The following is a 16592-nucleotide window of genomic DNA, read 5'->3' as shown; positions in this document are numbered from 1 at the left end:
TGGTCACGGTGTAGGAACCTCGATCTTCTCAAACCGACAGTGCACCTGTCGTCGTATCAGCTGCCGCCCGCCGCCACTACCTGCGGATTCGGGTCAGAGGCCGACGAAGTGGTCGAACTCGCCTGCCTTGGCGCCGAGGACCCAGGCGTTGAACTTGACGCGGGTGGTGGTGACGATGCGGGTGGGGTCGTTCGACTGCCGGATGTAGACGGAGTCGCCCTCGGAGGCGATCTCGATCCACTCGTCCTTGTCGTAGCTGGTGCTGGACCTCTGCCAGTCGAGGTGGTCCACGGATGTCCTCCCGGTGGTGCGCGGCGGCCGGAACGAGGGTACTGCTCCCAGTGCACGGGTGGCGTCATCGTTTCGGTCATGTCAATTCGTGCGAGACGTTGTGCTATTCCATTGGGGTGTCAGTCGTTCCTACACTGAAGCCCCGCCGCACGGGGGCTGCGGGAGGCAGGTTGCCGACGGGCCCGGGGGAGGCGCGTGTGACTGACCGGGGCTGGGACGAGGACGAAGCCCGGCCGTACTTCTTCCTCTCCTACGCGCACACCCCCAAGGCCGGTGCGCGGGGCGCGAGCGATCCGAACCACTGGGTCAGGCAGCTGTACCGGGACCTCTGCGAGGCGGTGCTCCAGCTCACCACCGTCCCGGACGGGGTGGCGGTCGGCTTCATGGACGAGTCCATGCACCAGGGCGAGTTGTGGGCCGAACGACTGTCCGGCGAGTTGGCGACGTGCCGGGTGTTCGTACCCCTGTACTCCCCGAGGTACTTCAACAGCGTTCCGTGCGGCCAGGAATGGCACGCCTTCACCCGCCGGCCGGTCTACCCGGCCAACCTCGACTACGAGCGCACCAGCGGCATCGTCCCGGTGCTGTGGGCCCCGATGAGCCGCTACCGGCTTCCGGACGTGGCCAGTGAACTCCAGTTCAACCACACGAGTTTCGGGCCCGAGTACGCCACCGAGGGCCTGTACGCGCTGATGAAGCTCAGCTACTTCCGCGCCGCCTACGAGCTGGCCGTGCACCGGCTGGCGGCCCGGATCGTGCAGGTCGCCGAGGAGACGGTGATCCCGGTCGGGCGGCGGAGGCTGGAGTTCAACACCCTGCCGAGCGCCTTCAACGTCACCGCCCCGACCAAGCAGCTGCGGATATCCGTACTCGCCTACCACCAGGGCGAGTTGCCCGACGACCGCAGCCCCGACTACTACGGCGAGCGGCGGGTCGACTGGCACCCGTACCGGCCGTCCGGCTCGCCCATCGCCCAGCACGCGGTGCGCCTGGCGCGGCAACTGGGGTTCCAGCCGACCGTGCACGAGTTCGACGACGAGGTCGAGTCGATCATCGGCGGCCACGCCGAGGCCCCCGGACTTCTGCTGCTCGACCGGTGGGCGCTGCGCGACCCGCGTCGGCGCGAACTGGTCCGGCGCTTCGACCGCTCGGACTCCGCCTGGGTGAGCATCCTGGAGCCGTTCAACGGCGACGATCCGGAGTGCGTCGAACGTGCCGACGAACTGGGGGAGTTGAGCGACGAGGCGCTGCGCATCACCCGGCGGGCCAGCCGCCCGAGCTTCCTCGGCGCGACCGGCCCGACCGGGCTGAACACGCTGGAGGACTTCGACGACGCGCTGCCCCGGGCGGCGATGAAGGCCAAGTACGCCTTCGAGGGGCGCACTCGGGCGGAGCCGGAGGAACCCCCGGTGCCCCGGCCGAGCCTGCGGGACGCGTTCCGGCGCGGCGCAGGCGGGTACGGACCGGACGGGTCCCCGGTGGATCCCTTCGACGACCACCAGGGGCCCGACCGGGAGCACCACCAAGGCCGGTACCAGGGACACGACCGAGGGTACGACCGGGGAAACGACCGGGGAAACGACCGAGGACCGGGCGGCAGCAACCGCGACGGCCGCACCACCCGATGGGAGGACGAGGACCGCGATGAGTGAGAACCGCACCAGGAACCTCCGCCTCGGCGGCATCACCCCCGCCGAAGTGGTCGCCCAGCGGGAGGCCGAGCGGCGGGCGGCGCAGCAGGACCGCAACGGCCGGATCATCACCTTCTACTCGTACAAGGGCGGCACCGGCCGCACCATGGCGCTGGCCAACACCGCCTGGATCCTGGCCGCCAACGGCTTCCGGGTGCTCACCGTCGACTGGGACCTGGAGGCGCCGGGCCTGGCCAAGTTCTTCCACCCGTTCCTCGACCCGGCCTCGCTCGCCGGCACCACCGGCATGATGGACCTGATCGCCGAGTACCGCGAGGAGGCGCTGCGGCCCGTCGAGCACGCCGAGGGCTGGCACCTCGACTTCGCCCGGGTGCACCCGCACGCGCTCTCGCTCACCTGGCCGTACTTCCCGACCACCGGCAGTCTCGACTTCCTCTCCGCGGGCCAGTTCAACCGCGACTACTCCGAGGCCGTCACCCACCTGGACTGGGACATCTTCTACGACCGCTTCGACGGCGGGCAGTTCTTCGACGCCCTCAAGGCCGACATGGCCAAGCGCTACGACTACGTGCTGATCGACTCCCGCACCGGCCTGTCCGACATCGCCGAGATCTGCACCGTCCAGATGCCCGACGACCTGGTGGTCTGCTTCACCCTGAGCGACCAGTCCATCGACGGCGCCTCCCGCATCGCCCAGCACATCCACGACCGCTACCGCGAGCGCGGCATCCGCATCCTGCCCGTCCCGATGCGCATCGACGAGGGCGAGAAGGAGAAGGCGGACGCCGGTCGGGCCCTCGCCCGGGTCCGCTTCGACGGGCTGCCGGCCGGCCTGAACGGCGAGGAACTCGCCCAGTACTGGGGCTCGGTGGAGATCCCGTACCGGCCGTTCTACGCCTACGAGGAGATCCTCGCCACCTTCGGCGACCAGACCGGCACCCCCACCTCGATGCTGGCCGCCTGCGAGCGGCTCACCTCCATGCTCACCGACGGACGGGCCCCCGGCCTGCCGCCGATGGACGAGGAGGTGCGGCTGCGCTTCGTGGACGCGTTCACCCGCCGCCGCCCGTCCGTCCCCGCCGACCTCTACCTCTCCTACGTCCCCGAGGACCGGATGTGGGCGGACTGGATCGAGTCCGTCCTGACCCGGGCCGGCTTCCGGGTGCTGCCGCGCGACCTCAGCGCCGGCACCGACCCGCGCGAGGAGACCGAGCGCGGCATCGACTCCGCGTACCGGACGGTCGCCGTGCTCTCGCCCGCCTACCAGCGCTCCCCGCAGGCCCGGGCGCTGTGGGAGTCGGTGGTCAGCTCCGACCCCTCCGGCACCCGGCGCCAGCTGCTGCCCGTCCGGGTCGGCGACGTGCGGCTCACCGCGCCGTTCAGCAACCGCAACCCGGTCGACCTGGTCGGCCGTGACGAGGCGCAGTCGATCCAGAGCCTGCTGCGCGCGCTCGGCCGCGGTGACGCGCCGCTCGACGACGCGCCCAGCGGCGGGCCGCGCTTCCCCGGCAGCAAGCCCTCGGTGTGGGACGTCCCGCCGCGCAACCCCTCCTTCACCGGCCGCGCCGCCGTCCTGGAGCAGCTGCGCAACCAGCTGCGCGGCGGCATGGCGGCCGTGCTGCCCACCCCGCAGACCCTGTACGGGCTCGGCGGCGTCGGCAAGACCCAGGTGGCGCTGGAGTACGCCCACCGCTTCATGTCCGACTACGACCTGGTCTGGTGGATCGACGCCGAGCAGACCGAGCTGGTCGCCCCGGCGCTCGCCGAGCTCGCCCGCCGACTGGGACTGCGGGTCGGCGACTCGGTCTCCGAGGCCGCCGAGGCCGCCCGGGAGGCGCTGCGCCGCGGCGTGCCCACCTCGCGCTGGCTGCTGATCTTCGACAACGCCGACGAGCCCGCCGAGATCCGCCGGTTCTTCCCCGGCGGCTCCGGCCACATCCTGGTCACCTCCCGCAACCAGGCCTGGACCGGGCACGCCGAGGCGCTCGAAGTCGACGTCTTCACCCGCGGCGAGAGCGTCGAGCACCTGTGCCGGCGCGCCCGCAGCCTCTCCCGCCCGGACGCCGACCGGGTCGCCGAGGCGGTCGGCGACCTGCCGCTCGCCGTCGAGGTGGCCGCCGCCTGGCTGGACACCACCGGCACCCCGGTGGAGACCTACGTCGCCCAGCTGCACGCCGAGGCCGCCCGGGCGTTGGCCGTCGGCCGCCCGGCCGACTACCCGACGCCGGTCGCCGCGACCTGGAACGTGTCGATAGGGCGGCTGCGCCAGCAGTCCCCGGCGGCCGTCCGGCTGCTCCAGCTGTGCGCGTTCTTCGCACCCGAGCCGATTTCGATGAACCTCTTCTACAGCGACCAGATGATCCGGGCGCTGGTGAAGTTCGACGCCGACCTCAGCGACAAGTTCATGCTGGGCAAGGTGATCCAGGCGATCGGCCGGTACGCGTTGGCCAAGGTCGACGCGGGCAGCAACAGCTTCCAGGTGCACCGGCTCGTCCAGGCGGTGATCCGGGCCGGGATGACCGCGGACGACCAGGAGATCGCCGTCCACGAGGTGCATCGCATCCTCACCGGCGCCCGGCCCGTCCTCGGTGACACCGACGATCCGGCCAACTGGCCCGCCTTCGACGAGATCTGGCCGCACCTGTCGCCCTCCAAGGCGCACAACTGCGACGAGGCGGACACCCGCCAGCTGCTCATCGACCGGGTCCGCTACCTGTGGAAGCGCGGCGAACTCGACCGCGCCCGCGACCTCGGCCACGCCCTGGACGCGGAGTGGACCGGCAAGCTCGGCGAGAACGACCGGCAGACCCTGCTGCTGCGCTTCCAGCTCGCCAACGTGCTGCGCTCCCAGGGGAACTACGCCGAGGCGCTGGCCCTGGACGAGGACACCGTGGAGCGCCAGCGGGCCCTGCTCGGCGAGCACCACCCGTACACCCTGATGACGGCCGGCTCGCTCGGCGCCGACCGCCGGGCCCTCGGCCGGTTCCAGGCCGCGCTCGACCTCGACCGCGAAATCCTGGACCAGTTCCGGGAGTTGTTCGGCGACGACAACCCGCGCACGCTCTCCATGGCGAACAACCTGGCGATCGACTACCGGCTGGTCGGCGACAGCGAGGCGGCCCGGGAGCTCGACCAGGAGACCCTCGACCGGCGCACCGCGGTGCTCGGCCCCAGGCACCCCTACACCCTGTCCACCAAGTCCAACCTGGCCCGGGACCTGCGCGAACTCGGCGACTACCGCGGCTCGGTGGACCTGCTCCAGGAGGTCACCTCCGACCTCGGCGACGTGCTCGACCCGGACCTGCCGGAGAACCTGCGCAACGCCAAGTCGCTGGCCGTCTCGCTGCGCCGGATCGGCCAGCTCGCCGAGGCCCGGCGGATCACCAAGGAGACCTACGAGCGGTACCTGGAGCGCTACGGCGCCGACGCCCCCGACGCGCTCGCCTGCGCGCTCAACCTGGCCGCCGACCACAGCGCCTCCGGCGACAAGGAGGCCGCCCGCGACCTCTGCTCCACCGTGTTCGAGGGCCACCGGCGGCTGTTCGGCGACGAGCACCCGTTCACCCTGGCCTGCGCCAACAACCTCGGCATCTACCTGCGGGGCAGCGGCGACGTCCAGGGCGCCATCGAACGCGGCCGGCTCACCGTCGACGGGCTGACCCGCTCGGTCGGGGCGGAGCACCCGTACACCCTCAACGCGATGATCAACCTGGCCAACGCCTACGGCGACGACGGGCAGACCGACCGCGCCGAACGGCTCGGCCGGGCCGCCTACCAGGGGCTGTGCGAGCGCTACAACGCGCAGCACCCGGACGCGGTGGCCTGCGAGGCCAACCTGGCGATCACCCTGCGGTCCGGCGGGAAGCACACCCAGGCGGCGGAGCTGCGGGCGCGGTCGATCGCCGAGCTGATCCGGCAGTTCGGCGAGGAGCACCCCAACACGGTCTCGGCGCGCGGCTGGAAGCGGATCAACCGGGACCTGGAGCCGCAGCCGGTCTGACCGGGAAGGGGCGGGGCACGCTTCCGGACCCGGGCGTGCTCCCGGACCCGGGCGTGCTCCCAGACCCGGGCGTGCTCCCGGGCCGGGGGTACGCTGCGGGACCATGAGCACCCCGCCCCCGGTCCTGGTCACCCGGCGCCTCGCCCCCGGCGTCATCGAGCGCCTCACCGCGCACCACGCCGCCACCTGCCACGACTCCGACCTGGCGATGGACCGGGCCGAACTGCTGGCCGCCGTCCGCGGCCGGCGGGCCGTGATCACCACCCTGGACGACCGGGTGGACGCCGAGTTCCTCGACGCGGCCGGGCCGGGGCTGGCCGTGGTCGCCAACCACGCCGTCGGCTACCACAACGTGGACGTGGCCGCCTGCGCCGAGCGCGGCGTGCTGGTCACCAACACCCCCGGCGTGCTCACCACCGCGACCGCCGACATGGCCTGGGCGCTGCTGCTGTCCGCCACCCGCCGGCTCGGCGAGGGCGAACGGCTGCTGCGCTCCGGCTCCCCCTGGACCTGGGCACCGAACTTCCTGCTCGGCCTGGAACTGGCCGGCACCCCGCTGGGCGTGCTCGGGATGGGCCGGATCGGGCAGGCGGTGGCCCGCCGGGCCCGCGCCTTCGACATGCCGGTCGCCTACCACAACCGCCGGGCCCTGCCGCCGGAGCAGGCCGAGGGCGCCGACTGGAAGCCGCTGGAGGAACTGCTCGCCACCTCCACCGTGCTGGTCGTCACCTGTCCGTTCACCGCCGAGACCCGGCACCTGCTGGACGCCCGTCGGCTCGCCCTGCTGCCGCCCGGCGCGGTGGTGGTCAGCATGACCGCCGGCGTGGTGGACGAGCGGGCGCTGGCCGCGGCGCTGGAGTCCGGCGCGCTGTTCGCCGCGGCCGTGGACAACTTCGAGCACGAGCCGGCCGTCCCGTCCGCGCTGCTCGCCCAGGAGCGCGCGGTGCTCGCCCCGCACCTGGGCAGCGCCACCGTCCGCACCCGGCAGGCGATGGGCGGCCTGGCGGTGGACAACGTGCTGGCGGTGCTGGGCGGTTCGGTGCCCCTGACGCCGGTGAAGGCCTGACCGGCCGCCCCGACGCCGGTGCGGGCCCGAGCGGAAGGGCGCCCGCCCTGACCCGCGGCCCAGCTCGCTGACCCGGCCCGCCGCCCAGGCCCGCCGTCCTAACCGGCCGCCCAGGCCAGCGCGGTGGTCATCACCCGGAACGCCCCGAAGTGCGCGGCGCCCGGTTCGAGGAACAACTCGGCCTCCGGGATGCGGTCGGCCAGCCAGCGGGAGTGGTCGACCGGGGAGAACTGGTCGTCCGCGCCGTGCCAGAGCCAGGCCGGCACCCGGATCGACCCGACGTCGAACCCCCAGTCGGCGGTGAAGGCCAGCACGTCGTCGATCCAGCCGTCCGCGCCGTGCCGGAACGCCTCCCGGTAGTTGCTCTGGAGCATCCGCCGCAGCCCGCTGTCCGCCACCACCTCCCGGTCGGCGGGCGAGAGTTCGGTGCGCAGCCCGTTCAGCAGCCGGACCGGGTCGTCCTTGATCTGCCGGGAGCGGAACTCCATCGCGTCGGCGATCCGGCCGTGCCCGCGCTCCGCCTCCTGGTACGCCCGGACGTTGGACGGGGTCATCCCCGCGTACCAGTCCAGCCCGGTCGCGTCGCGCGGCGCGAGGCCGACCAGCACCGCCACCCGGCTGACCCGCTCCGGCAGCAGCGCCGCGCAGGCCAGCGCGTGCGGGCCGCCGCCGGAGCGGCCGAGCACCGCGAAGTTCTCCAGCCCGAACTCGTCCGCGATGGTCCGCACGTCCGCGGCCGCCGCGCTCACCCGGCGGCCGAACAGCCGGGTCGAGTCGCCGTAGCCGGGCCGGTCGTACGAGATCAGCCGGACGCCCAGCCGGTACAGCACGGTGCTGCGCGGATGCGGGCCGACCCGGCTTCCGGGCATGCCGTGCAGCAGGAACACCGGACGGCCGCGCGGGTCGCCGAGGGACTCGACGGCGAGGGAACGGTCGTCCGCCGCTCTGACCATCCGTAACGACACCTGCGGCCTCCTCAGGACTCCGGGTCGGTGGCGTGCTCCCGGTCGGTGGTGGTGCGCACCTCGCGGCGGGCCTGCCAGGTGGTGTGCTCGCGGGAGATCGCGTCCTCGGCGTCCCGGGCCAGGCGGGCCCAGGTCTCCTCGGCCTCCATCGACCCCAGGTCCAGCTGGGCGAGCTGGCGCTGGATCTGCGCCAGCTCCTCGGCGGCCAGGGCGTACGCGGCGGCCAGCGGCCGGTACTGGCGCAGCTGCGCCCAGGCGGTGACCGAGGCGGCCACCGCCGAGACGGTGCCCAGCGCGTCGTAGGTGAACGCGCCGAGCGCCCGCAGCAGGGCCAGCACCAGGCCGAGCGCGGGCAGCAGCACGCCCAGCAGCCCGGCCCAGTGCCCGGTGCGGGCGCAGTAGCGGGCCTTGGCGCGGTACCAGTCGTGCTGGAGCTGGATCCGCTCGGCCAGGTACACCTCGCGGCGCACCGCGAGCGGCTGCCCGCGCAGGTCGTGCATCGCCGGGGTGATCCCCGCCCCGGCCTCCGGGACGGCGACCTGGCCGCCCCGGAACGCGCCGAGCACCCGGGCGAGCTGGAAGCCGTACAGGCCCTCGGCGTCCGGCAGGGCGCGCGGCGGCGGCTGGTAGGCGTCGGCCCGGACGGCGTACTTCCAGGCCAGCGTCTTCACCGACTCGGCGGCGGCCCGGCCCTCGTACCAGAGGCCCTGCGGGTTCTGCCGGCTGATCACCACCGCCAGCGCGACGGCGCCGAGGTAGGCCACCGCCGCCGCCCAGGCCCAGGGCTCGCCGTCGGCCGAGCCGGTCGCCGCGGCGACCACCAGCAGGATCAGCTCCCAGGCGGAGAGCAGCACCGAGCGCCGCTGCCCGCGCAGCGAGGCCGCGTCGGCGGCCCAGAAGAACTCGGGGAGCAGCTCCCGCTCCCGTACCCACCCGGTCCGTCCCGCAACAGACGCCATGTTCGGCCCCCACCAGTCGCTCCGGTCGCACCGCCCTCCTGCCCCGGGCGGCTCGCCGGTACGCCTGGTGACGGCCGGGGCGGCCGGATGTGGCCGGGAAGTCCCGTGGTTTGTCCGGTACTCCCCGTGTCCGTTCCGGCACCGAGCGTACGGGGAGCAGGTGGGGGCGCGCGGCGGCCGACGGTGTGCGCGGGCGGCGCAGGAGGCCCGGTCAGTAGGTGTAGAGGACCCGCTCGGCGTTCTCGGCCATCTGCTTGGCGTTCCACTCGGTGCCGCCCGGGACGTTGCCGGAGCGGAACAGCGGCGGCGCGGGGCACTCCCCGGCGGCCGCCTTGTCGGCCAGCCGGCCGACCGCCGAGGCGACCACGGCCTGCATCAGCGCGCTGGTCACGATGGTGGAGACCGGGCCGAAGGTGGTCTCGGCGCCCGGGTGGGTCAGCTCGCCGTCGCCGACCGCGATCTTGCTGTCCAGCACCACGTCGCAGTGGTCCTTGAGGTAGGTGCCGGTCGGGTGCGCCGAGGGCACCTCCGGCGGGTACGCCAGCGAGGTCACCCCGATCACCTTGAGGCCGCGGTCCCGGGCGTAGCGGGCCAGCTCGACCGGCATCACCTGGCGGCCGGAGAGCGAGATCAGGAACAGCAGGTCCCCGGCGGTGGCCGGGGTCAGGTCCAGGGTCGCGGTGGCCAGCCCGGAGACCCGCTCCAGCGCGCTGGACAGCGGCGCGGGCATCACCGTCACCCCGGCCATCCCGGGGACGTTCAGCAGGTTGATCGGGACCAGCCCGCCGGCCCGGTAGACCACGTCCTGGGCCGGCAGCGCCGAGTGCCCGGCGCCGAAGGTGAACACCCGGCGACCCTCGGTCATCGCCTCCGCCAGCAGCGCGGCGGCGGCCTCGATGGTGTCGGCCTCCTCCTCCCGGACCCGCTGGAGGTGGGCGATCGCGGCGTCGAAGTACCTGCCGACCAGGTCGTTCATCTGGTGCCTTCGCTCTCTGCCGGTGGGGGAGCCGGCCGGGTGGGGTGGTCCGGGTGGTCCAGACCGCCGGTGGAGAAAGCTTCGGCGAGCACGGTCGCGCCCCGGCGGCACCGTTGTCAACAGTAAGGAAAACGACCCCCCGGGGCCCCGGCGCGGGCCCGGTTGTTGGTCCGGTACGTCAGAATTGGCGATGAGGACACCGAAGAACGGAGCCGGCGACGATGTCTGGGCTGATCGACACCACTGAGATGTACCTTCGCACCATCCTGGAGCTGGAGGAGGAGGGCATCGTCCCGATGCGCGCCCGGATCGCGGAGCGCCTGGAACAGAGCGGCCCCACCGTCAGCCAGACGGTCGGCCGGATGGAGCGCGACGGGCTGCTCCAGGTCGCCGGCGACCGCCACCTCGAACTGACCGAGGAGGGCCGCCGGCTCGCCGTGCGCGTGATGCGCAAGCACCGCATCGCCGAGTGCCTGCTCGTCGACGTGATCGGCCTGGAGTGGGAGCAGGTGCACGAGGAGGCCTGCCGCTGGGAGCACGTGATGAGCGAGACGGTCGAGCGCAAGGTGCTCGCCATGCTCGGCCACCCCACCCAGTCCCCGTACGGCAACCCGATCCCGGGCCTGGACGAGCTGGGCGACACCAAGGCCGAGGGTGAGGGCTTCGACGCCGGGCTCGTCCCGCTGGACACCGTCAAGCCGGGCGAGGCCGGGGCCGACGTGGTGGTCCGCCGGATCGGCGAGCCGATCCAGACCGACAGCGCGCTGATGAGCACCCTGCGCCGGGCCGGGGTCCGGCCGGGCTCCACGGTCAAGGTGAGCGTCGGCGTCGGCGGCGTGCTGGTCGGCACCGGGGACAACGCGGCGGAGCTGGGCAAGGACATCGCCCAGCACGTCTTCGTCGCCCGGGCCTGAGGCCGCGCCGCGTCGGTGCCGTGTCGGTGCCGCGTACGTCGGTGCGGCGGACGGCGGACGGCGGACGGCGGTACGGCGAAGGGGCCCGCTGCTCCCCGTGCAGCGGGCCCCTTTCGCCCTCCCCGTTCCCCTCCGTCCCCTCCTGCTCCCCTCCGCCCCTCCCACTTCCCCTCCATCGCCGCCGCCCGGCTTCCCCGTCCGAGCGCCCCTTCCGGCGTCCCCACACATCGCAATTCCTCCCCTCGGCCGATCATGGCAATCCTTGAGTCCTGTCACTCGTACGAGGGGCTTTCGCGCCTGACCAGCGGGTACACGGAAGCCTTATCCGGACATGCGTATGACGGGCCCCGTCTCCGGTGGGAGACAAGGCCCGTCACTCGCGCGCGTTGTGTCGCGCGGTGCACGCCCTCACCCGATCGGCAGAGGGCGTCCGTTCCAGGGGCCGGCTCCGGTCGGCCGGAGCGGTCCGGAGCCGGCCCGGCTCAGCCCACCGGCGCCGGGCGGGCGGCCCAGCGCGGGGGCGCCTCGCGGGCGCAGGCGTAGACCAGCGGGCCGATCAGCTCGGCGGCGTCCGGCAGCCAGCGGTTGAGCGCGGTGGGGGTGCGGGCCCACTGGGCGTACCCCAGGGAGCCGATCCGGGAGGGCGGGGCGACGGTCCAGTCCCCCTCGCCGCGGGCCACCAGGTCCAGCCGGCCGGGCGGGCGGCCGAGCCGGCGCAGCATCTCGGGGAGCCTGGCCGCGGCGCCGGGCAGCACCAGGAAGTGCAGCCGCCGCCCGACCCGCCCGGGCGCGGCGGGCTGGACCGCCACCGGGCCGAGCTGGAGGTCCATCCGCTCCATCCGGGCGAGCGCCAGGCAGCCGGCCGTCTCCGGGACGTCCAGGACGTCGAACGAGCGCCCGGTGGGCAGCAGGATCGACGCCCGCGGCCGCTCGGCCCACCAGCTCCGCACCGCCCCGGGACCGGCGCTCGCCTTCCGCGCCCAGTCCGCGTCCAGTGGATGGGCCCCCGGCAGGGTGCAGCGCGGGTCGTCGCAGGAGCAGCGGACGGCTCCGGCGTCGTCGACCAGCCAGGCGCCGGGAGCCACCTCCCAGTGCCGGTTCTCGGCGTAGCCGGCGGCTTCGGTGAGCAGTGCGGGCGGAGCGGCCTTCTCGTCCTGGCCCGAAACATCGGGGATGTCTTCCACGGGGTGCTCAACTACCGTGTGTGAGGCTGGTTACGGCCCGGGGGCGCCCGGTTGGGTGCATCCCGGCGATGTCACCCGTTCCGGTTAGTCGACCGAGTTGAAGGGCCCGAGGGCAGGCGCAGTGGGGGCGCACGGGAGCATTTCCCAGGGCGCAAGGGGGGTGCGGTTCGTCACCGTGGGTATCCCGCTGGCGTTGCTGATCGCTAACCTTGTGTCAGATTCCTTGGACGGTCGGACAGTCGGCAACAGATCAGCAGAATCGTCGCCCGCCGGCCGGGACCGGAGGGTGTGGGGAGGCGAAGCCCAATGGCCGCGAGACCACTCGTCGCACGACAGCCCAACGAGCGCCTGCAGCAACTGATCCAGGAGGCCAGTTGCTCCAACGCCGGCCTGGCCCGGAGGGTCAACCTCTGCGGCGCCGAGCACGGGCTGGACCTTCGGTACGACAAGACCTCCGTCGCCCGCTGGCTGCGCGGGCAGCAGCCGCGCGGGCAGGCGCCGGCCGTGATCGCCGAGGCCCTGGGCCGCAAGCTCGGCCGCAGCGTGTCGGTCGAGGAGATCGGCATGGCGGACGGCAAGAACCTGAGCTCCGGCATCGGGCTCCAGTTCGCGCCGACCATCGGCGCCGCCCTGGAGCAGGTGTGCGAGCTGTGGCGCAGCGACGTCGGCCGGCGGGACTTCCTGACCGGGGCGACGGTCGCCGCCTCCGCCCTGGTGGAGCCCAGCCGGGACTGGCTGATCACCCCGCCGGACCCGGTGGTGGCGCGGGCCGGCGGCCCCCGGGTCGGTCCGACCGACGTGGCCGCGATCAAGGCGACCACCGTGATGCTGGTCGACCTGGACCACCGCTTCGGCAGCGGCCATGTGCGCCCGGTGGTGGTGCACTACCTCAACTCGGTGGTCTCCGGCCTGCTCGGCGGCGCCTACCGGGAGGAGACCGGGCGCCAACTCTTCGCCGCGGTGGCCAGGTTGACGGAACTGGCCGGCTACATGGCGGTGGACACCGGGCAGCCCGGGCTCGCCCAGCGCTACTACATCCAGGCGCTGCGGCTCGCCCAGGCCGCCGACGACCGCGGCTACGGCGGGTACGTGCTGGCCGCCTCGATGAGCCACCTGGCGGCCACCCTCGGCAACCCGCGGGAGATCGCCCAACTCGCCCGCGCCGCCCAGGAGGGCGCCCGGTCGGTGGCCACCCCGACGGCGATGGCGATGTTCTACGCCGCCGAGGCCCGCGGCCACGCCCTGCTCGGCGACGCCCGCTCCTGCGAGGCGGTGTCGGCCAGGGCGCTGGCGATGATGGAGAAGCGCCGCCCGGAGGACGACCCGGACTGGATCGCCCACTTCGACGACGCCTACCTCGCCGACGAACTGGCCCACTGCCACCGGGACCTGGAGCAGGCCGGCCAGGCCGAGCACTACGCCCGCCGGGCGCTCGACCTGCACCCGCCGACCAGGGTGCGGCGACGCGCGGTGGACCTCGTCCTGCTGGCCACCGCCCAGCTCCAGCAGCGGGATCTGGAACGGGCCTGCGAGACGGGCGCCCAGGCGGTCCGGCTGCTGAGCGGGCTGCGCTCCAACCGGGGCGTGGAGTACCTGGACGAGTTCCGGCGCCGGCTGGAGCCGTACCGGGAACAGCGGGTGGTCCGGGAGTTCCACGCCCGGGCGGACGCCGAGGCGGCCTGAGCGGGACGGCCCGGGCCCATGGCGGTCCGGGCCCACGGCGGTCCGGTCGGTGGTAGTCCGGGGCGGTGGCAGTCCGGTCGGTGGCGGCCGCGGATCGTCTGTGCAGGGAGCGTGACGGTTGTCCCGCCCACGTGGTCACCCGGTGAGCCGAACCGGTAGCGTGGGCGCGACGTCCAAGGAACTGTGATGCTCCCAAGAACCGACGAGATGTGGTCCGCCGTCAGTGCGCGGTCCTGCACAGGTGAGGAATCGCGTTGAGTCAGCGCCGCTCGTACCCGAACTCCGGTGACTTCAACCTGGACGACCTGTTCCGCCCCGAGCCCGGCCACCCGCAGGGGCAGCCGTCCGGGCAGCCGCAGGGCCACTCGGCCGTGCCGCCGGTGGGCCAGCCGTCCGGGCAGCCGGAGTACCTCGGCGAGGGCGTGCACGCGCTGCCGACCCAGGCGATGCCCGCGCAGCAGGCCCCGTGGGGCGCGCCGCAGCCCGGGTACGGCGTCCCGCAGCACGATCCGGCCCCGGAGACCCAGTACCTGCCGCCGTACCCGGCCGGCGACCCGCAGGCGGCGGGCTACCCGGTCGCGCAGGCCGAGCCCGGCTACCCGCAGCCGCAACCGCAGCCCGGCTACCAGGCCTATCCGCCGGTCGCGCAGCCGCAGCCGGCCTACCCGGCGCCGGACTACGGCCAGGCCTACGGGCCGGGCCCCGGCCAGGGGCAGGACTACGGCCAGGACTACGGCCAGAGCATCGGCCGGGGCTTCGACGCGACCCAGGCGGGCGGCCCGGGGCAGCGCGAACGCCGCTCCAACAAGCTGGTCATCGGCGGTGTGGTGGCGGGCTTCGCGGTGGCCGGCATCGTGGCCGCCGTCCTGCTGAGCGGCGGGGACGATCCCAAGGACGGCAAGAAGACCACCCCGGTGGCCGCCGTGAGCACCGCCCCCACCGCCCCCACCGGCACGGCGAGCGCGAGCGGATCGGGCCCGGCCGCCGACCCGGACGTCAAGGCCCAGGCACAGCCGCTGTCCGACCTGCTGGGCACCGCGAGCGACAGCCGCAGCTCGGTGGTCTCCGCGGTCGCCTCGGTGCAGAAGTGCGACAAGCTGCCCGAGTCCCAGCAGGCGCTGACCGCCGCGGCCGGCAAGCGCCGCGAGCTCCAGAGCAAGCTGGGCCAGCTGAAGACCGACAAGCTGTCCAGCGGCCCGCAGCTGGTCGAGCAGCTCAACGCGGCCTGGACGGCCTCGGCCCAGGCCGACGACGAGTACGCGGCCTGGGCGCAGGACGCCCAGGGCTCCTGCGACGCGAAGAAGCAGGACAACCAGCACTACAAGAACGCCGTGCAGGCCAGCGGCACCGCGACCACCGCGAAGAAGCAGGCCGCCACGCTCTGGAACACGATCGCCGCCCAGAGCGGGCTGCCCAGCCGGAGCGACGGCGACCTGTGAGCGACAGGGGGCGGGCCCGGCGGCCCGCCCCCCTGGCTCGGACGATCCGGGTCAGGCCGGCGGGCGGCCCCCGGTGAGCGTCCAGCGGATGTCCACGAAGCCCGGCTGCTGCAGGGTCATCCGGCCGTTCTTGACCACCTGGTACGTGACCCAGGTGTTCACCAGCCGGGGCGACCCGCTGCTGGGCAGCATGTTGGTGGTGCCCCAGTTCAGCGTCGGAGTGATCCCGGTGTCGATGCCCTCGCCGCCGTCCAGCAGCGAGGAGACCGTGTTCGGGGTGACCGGCTTGCCGCGCTCCGTCAGCTTCTGCACCACCGTCCGGAACACCTCGTACGCGACCCAGGCGGTCTGCACGCCCGGGTCGGAGACGTCGACGGTGTGCCCGCCGGTGGTGTCGGTGCGCACCACCGCGCGCAGCCCGTCCCAGATCTTCGCCGACTCCGGCGGGTACCAGCTGGTGACGTAGGCGCCGTTCAACGGGCCGGAGTCGCCGCCGGTGGAGTCCACCACCGACTGCTGGACACTGCCGATCACCGAGGCGATCCGGGTGTTCTTCGGGGCCAGCCGCCGGTAGGAGTCCAGCAGGTTGCCGGTCGGCTCGGCGGCCAGGGCGCTGGTGACGCAGTTGCCCTGCTCGTCCTTGCCGATCGCCTTGCGGGCCACCGGGGAGTAGTCGGAGGACTGCTCGGGCGCCTTGACGTCCGTCAGCTTGACCCCGGCGGGCCGCAGCGCGGTGCCCAGGTAGCCGAGCAGGCTGTCGCCGGCCGGGGTGTCCGGGCGGACCAGGGCGACGCTCTTGCAGCCGGCGTCCACCAGCTGGCGGCCGTTGCCCGCGACCAGCGCGGGCAGACCGCCGTCCACCGGGTAGGACAACGGGCTGGCGAACTCGGGCTGGGAGAGCCCGTAGCCGCCGATCAGCGGGATGCCGGCGCGCTCCAGCACCGGCATGAACGCCTCGCCCCACTGGCTGTAGGAGCCGATCACGGCGGTCACCTTGGCGTCGACCGCCTGCTGGGCACAGGCGCGGGCACCGTCCGCGGTGTTGTGCTCGTTGCAGGTGATCACCCGCAGCCGGTGGCCGTTCAATCCGCCGTTGCCGTTGACGTCCTGGCCGATGGCGGAGGCGAGCGCCGTCATGCCCGGGCGGTCGGCCGAGCCGGTGCCGGCCGGGGCCCAGGTCATCACGGTCAGTTCGGTGCCGCTGGTGGAAGCATCGGCCGATCCGCCGCACGCGGAGGCCGAGAAGAGGGTGGGGAGCAGGACCGCGGTGGTCGCGGCGGCTGCGATCGGGCGCCGGCGGCGGCGTCGCACGATCGGGGGACGGGCGTCCTGGAACGAGTCCCTTCGGCTGGTCATCGGTCTTCCCTCTCTGGGGCGCCCTCCGGCGCACCGGACCAAGCCAAGCCCCGGCGCCGCAAGCCGAGAGGGCCGAAGTGCGAACGGGCGACGAACGGCGGCCGAAA

The 16592-nt window shown here is 73.6% G+C and carries 12 protein-coding genes; 6 read left to right on the top strand and 6 right to left on the bottom strand.

Translation table 11 applies throughout. The features are described 5' to 3' along the window. Positions 1 to 93: 93 nt before the first annotated feature. Positions 94 to 291, bottom strand: coding sequence for a DUF397 domain-containing protein (locus ACFRAR_RS15175; protein WP_380698502.1), 198 nt, complete (start codon positions 289 to 291; stop codon positions 94 to 96). A gap of 197 nt (positions 292 to 488) precedes the next feature. On the opposite strand from ACFRAR_RS15175, the gene ACFRAR_RS15170 reads away from it, so the two are divergent. From ACFRAR_RS15170 to ACFRAR_RS15160, 3 genes are all read left to right on the top strand, one after another. Next, positions 489 to 1943 (top strand): TIR-like protein FxsC, encoded by a 1455-nt coding sequence (locus ACFRAR_RS15170; RefSeq protein ID WP_380698501.1) that lies wholly within the window; start codon positions 489 to 491, stop codon positions 1941 to 1943. Then, positions 1936 to 5943 carry an FxSxx-COOH system tetratricopeptide repeat protein gene (gene fxsT / locus ACFRAR_RS15165; RefSeq protein WP_380698500.1) on the top strand — a complete coding sequence of 1336 codons (4008 nt, stop codon included), beginning with the start codon at positions 1936 to 1938 and terminating at the stop codon, positions 5941 to 5943. Before ACFRAR_RS15170 ends, fxsT begins: the two co-directional genes overlap by 8 nt. Before the next feature lie 103 nt (positions 5944 to 6046). Continuing rightward, positions 6047 to 7009: a 2-hydroxyacid dehydrogenase gene (locus ACFRAR_RS15160; protein ID WP_380698499.1), complete on the top strand. Its 963-nt coding sequence runs from the start codon at positions 6047 to 6049 to the stop codon at positions 7007 to 7009. 98 nt (positions 7010 to 7107) lie between these two features. Here the strand turns inward: ACFRAR_RS15160 and ACFRAR_RS15155 are convergent, their stop codons facing one another. The 3 genes from ACFRAR_RS15155 to ACFRAR_RS15145 form a co-directional block, all read right to left on the bottom strand. Further along, entirely contained in the window at positions 7108 to 7962 is an 855-nt protein-coding gene (locus ACFRAR_RS15155; protein WP_380698505.1) for an alpha/beta hydrolase, read from the bottom strand. A gap of 23 nt (positions 7963 to 7985) precedes the next feature. Further along, positions 7986 to 8933, bottom strand: coding sequence for a DUF4231 domain-containing protein (locus ACFRAR_RS15150; protein ID WP_380698498.1), 948 nt, complete (start codon positions 8931 to 8933; stop codon positions 7986 to 7988). Between the two features lie 211 nt (positions 8934 to 9144). Beyond that, on the bottom strand, positions 9145 to 9909 hold the full coding sequence (locus ACFRAR_RS15145; protein WP_380698497.1) for a sugar isomerase domain-containing protein: 765 nt from the start codon (positions 9907 to 9909) through the stop codon (positions 9145 to 9147). 221 nt (positions 9910 to 10130) lie between these two features. Here ACFRAR_RS15145 and ACFRAR_RS15140 point away from each other — a divergent pair, with 221 nt between their 5' ends. Then, positions 10131 to 10823, top strand: a complete 693-nt coding sequence (locus ACFRAR_RS15140) for a metal-dependent transcriptional regulator (protein WP_380698496.1) — start codon at positions 10131 to 10133, stop codon at positions 10821 to 10823. A 482-nt stretch (positions 10824 to 11305) separates the two neighbouring features. Here ACFRAR_RS15140 and ACFRAR_RS15135 read toward each other — a convergent pair whose 3' ends face one another. After that, positions 11306 to 12007, bottom strand: coding sequence for a bifunctional DNA primase/polymerase (locus ACFRAR_RS15135; protein ID WP_380698495.1), 702 nt, complete (start codon positions 12005 to 12007; stop codon positions 11306 to 11308). A gap of 306 nt (positions 12008 to 12313) precedes the next feature. On the opposite strand from ACFRAR_RS15135, the gene ACFRAR_RS15130 reads away from it, so the two are divergent. Further along, positions 12314 to 13690 carry a transcriptional regulator gene (locus ACFRAR_RS15130; RefSeq protein WP_380698494.1) on the top strand — a complete coding sequence of 459 codons (1377 nt, stop codon included), beginning with the start codon at positions 12314 to 12316 and terminating at the stop codon, positions 13688 to 13690. A gap of 254 nt (positions 13691 to 13944) precedes the next feature. Beyond that, positions 13945 to 15129: a hypothetical protein gene (locus ACFRAR_RS15125; RefSeq protein WP_380698493.1), complete on the top strand. Its 1185-nt coding sequence runs from the start codon at positions 13945 to 13947 to the stop codon at positions 15127 to 15129. Positions 15130 to 15180: 51 nt separating this feature from the next. Here the strand turns inward: ACFRAR_RS15125 and ACFRAR_RS15120 are convergent, their stop codons facing one another. Further along, positions 15181 to 16485, bottom strand: coding sequence for an ABC transporter substrate-binding protein (locus ACFRAR_RS15120; protein WP_380698492.1), 1305 nt, complete (start codon positions 16483 to 16485; stop codon positions 15181 to 15183). Positions 16486 to 16592: the final 107 nt, after the last annotated feature.

This window comes from Kitasatospora sp. NPDC056651 (assembly GCF_042792155.1).
Taxonomy (GTDB): Bacteria; Actinomycetota; Actinomycetes; order Streptomycetales; family Streptomycetaceae; genus Kitasatospora.
This window is presented reverse-complemented; position numbering and strand designations above follow the sequence as displayed.

Excerpts from the sequence above, each read along its gene's own strand:
- ACFRAR_RS15150 (WP_380698498.1), bottom strand. The coding sequence starts at position 8,933 with ATGGCGTCTGTTGCGGGACGGACCGGGTGGGTACGGGAGCGGGAGCTG.
- ACFRAR_RS15130 (WP_380698494.1), top strand. The coding sequence starts at position 12,314 with ATGGCCGCGAGACCACTCGTCGCACGACAGCCCAACGAGCGCCTGCAG.
- ACFRAR_RS15120 (WP_380698492.1), bottom strand. The coding sequence starts at position 16,485 with ATGACCAGCCGAAGGGACTCGTTCCAGGACGCCCGTCCCCCGATCGTG.
- ACFRAR_RS15155 (WP_380698505.1), bottom strand. The coding sequence starts at position 7,962 with ATGGTCAGAGCGGCGGACGACCGTTCCCTCGCCGTCGAGTCCCTCGGC.
- ACFRAR_RS15160 (WP_380698499.1), top strand. The coding sequence starts at position 6,047 with ATGAGCACCCCGCCCCCGGTCCTGGTCACCCGGCGCCTCGCCCCCGGC.
- ACFRAR_RS15140 (WP_380698496.1), top strand. The coding sequence starts at position 10,131 with ATGTCTGGGCTGATCGACACCACTGAGATGTACCTTCGCACCATCCTG.
- ACFRAR_RS15145 (WP_380698497.1), bottom strand. The coding sequence starts at position 9,909 with ATGAACGACCTGGTCGGCAGGTACTTCGACGCCGCGATCGCCCACCTC.
- fxsT (WP_380698500.1), top strand. The coding sequence starts at position 1,936 with ATGAGTGAGAACCGCACCAGGAACCTCCGCCTCGGCGGCATCACCCCC.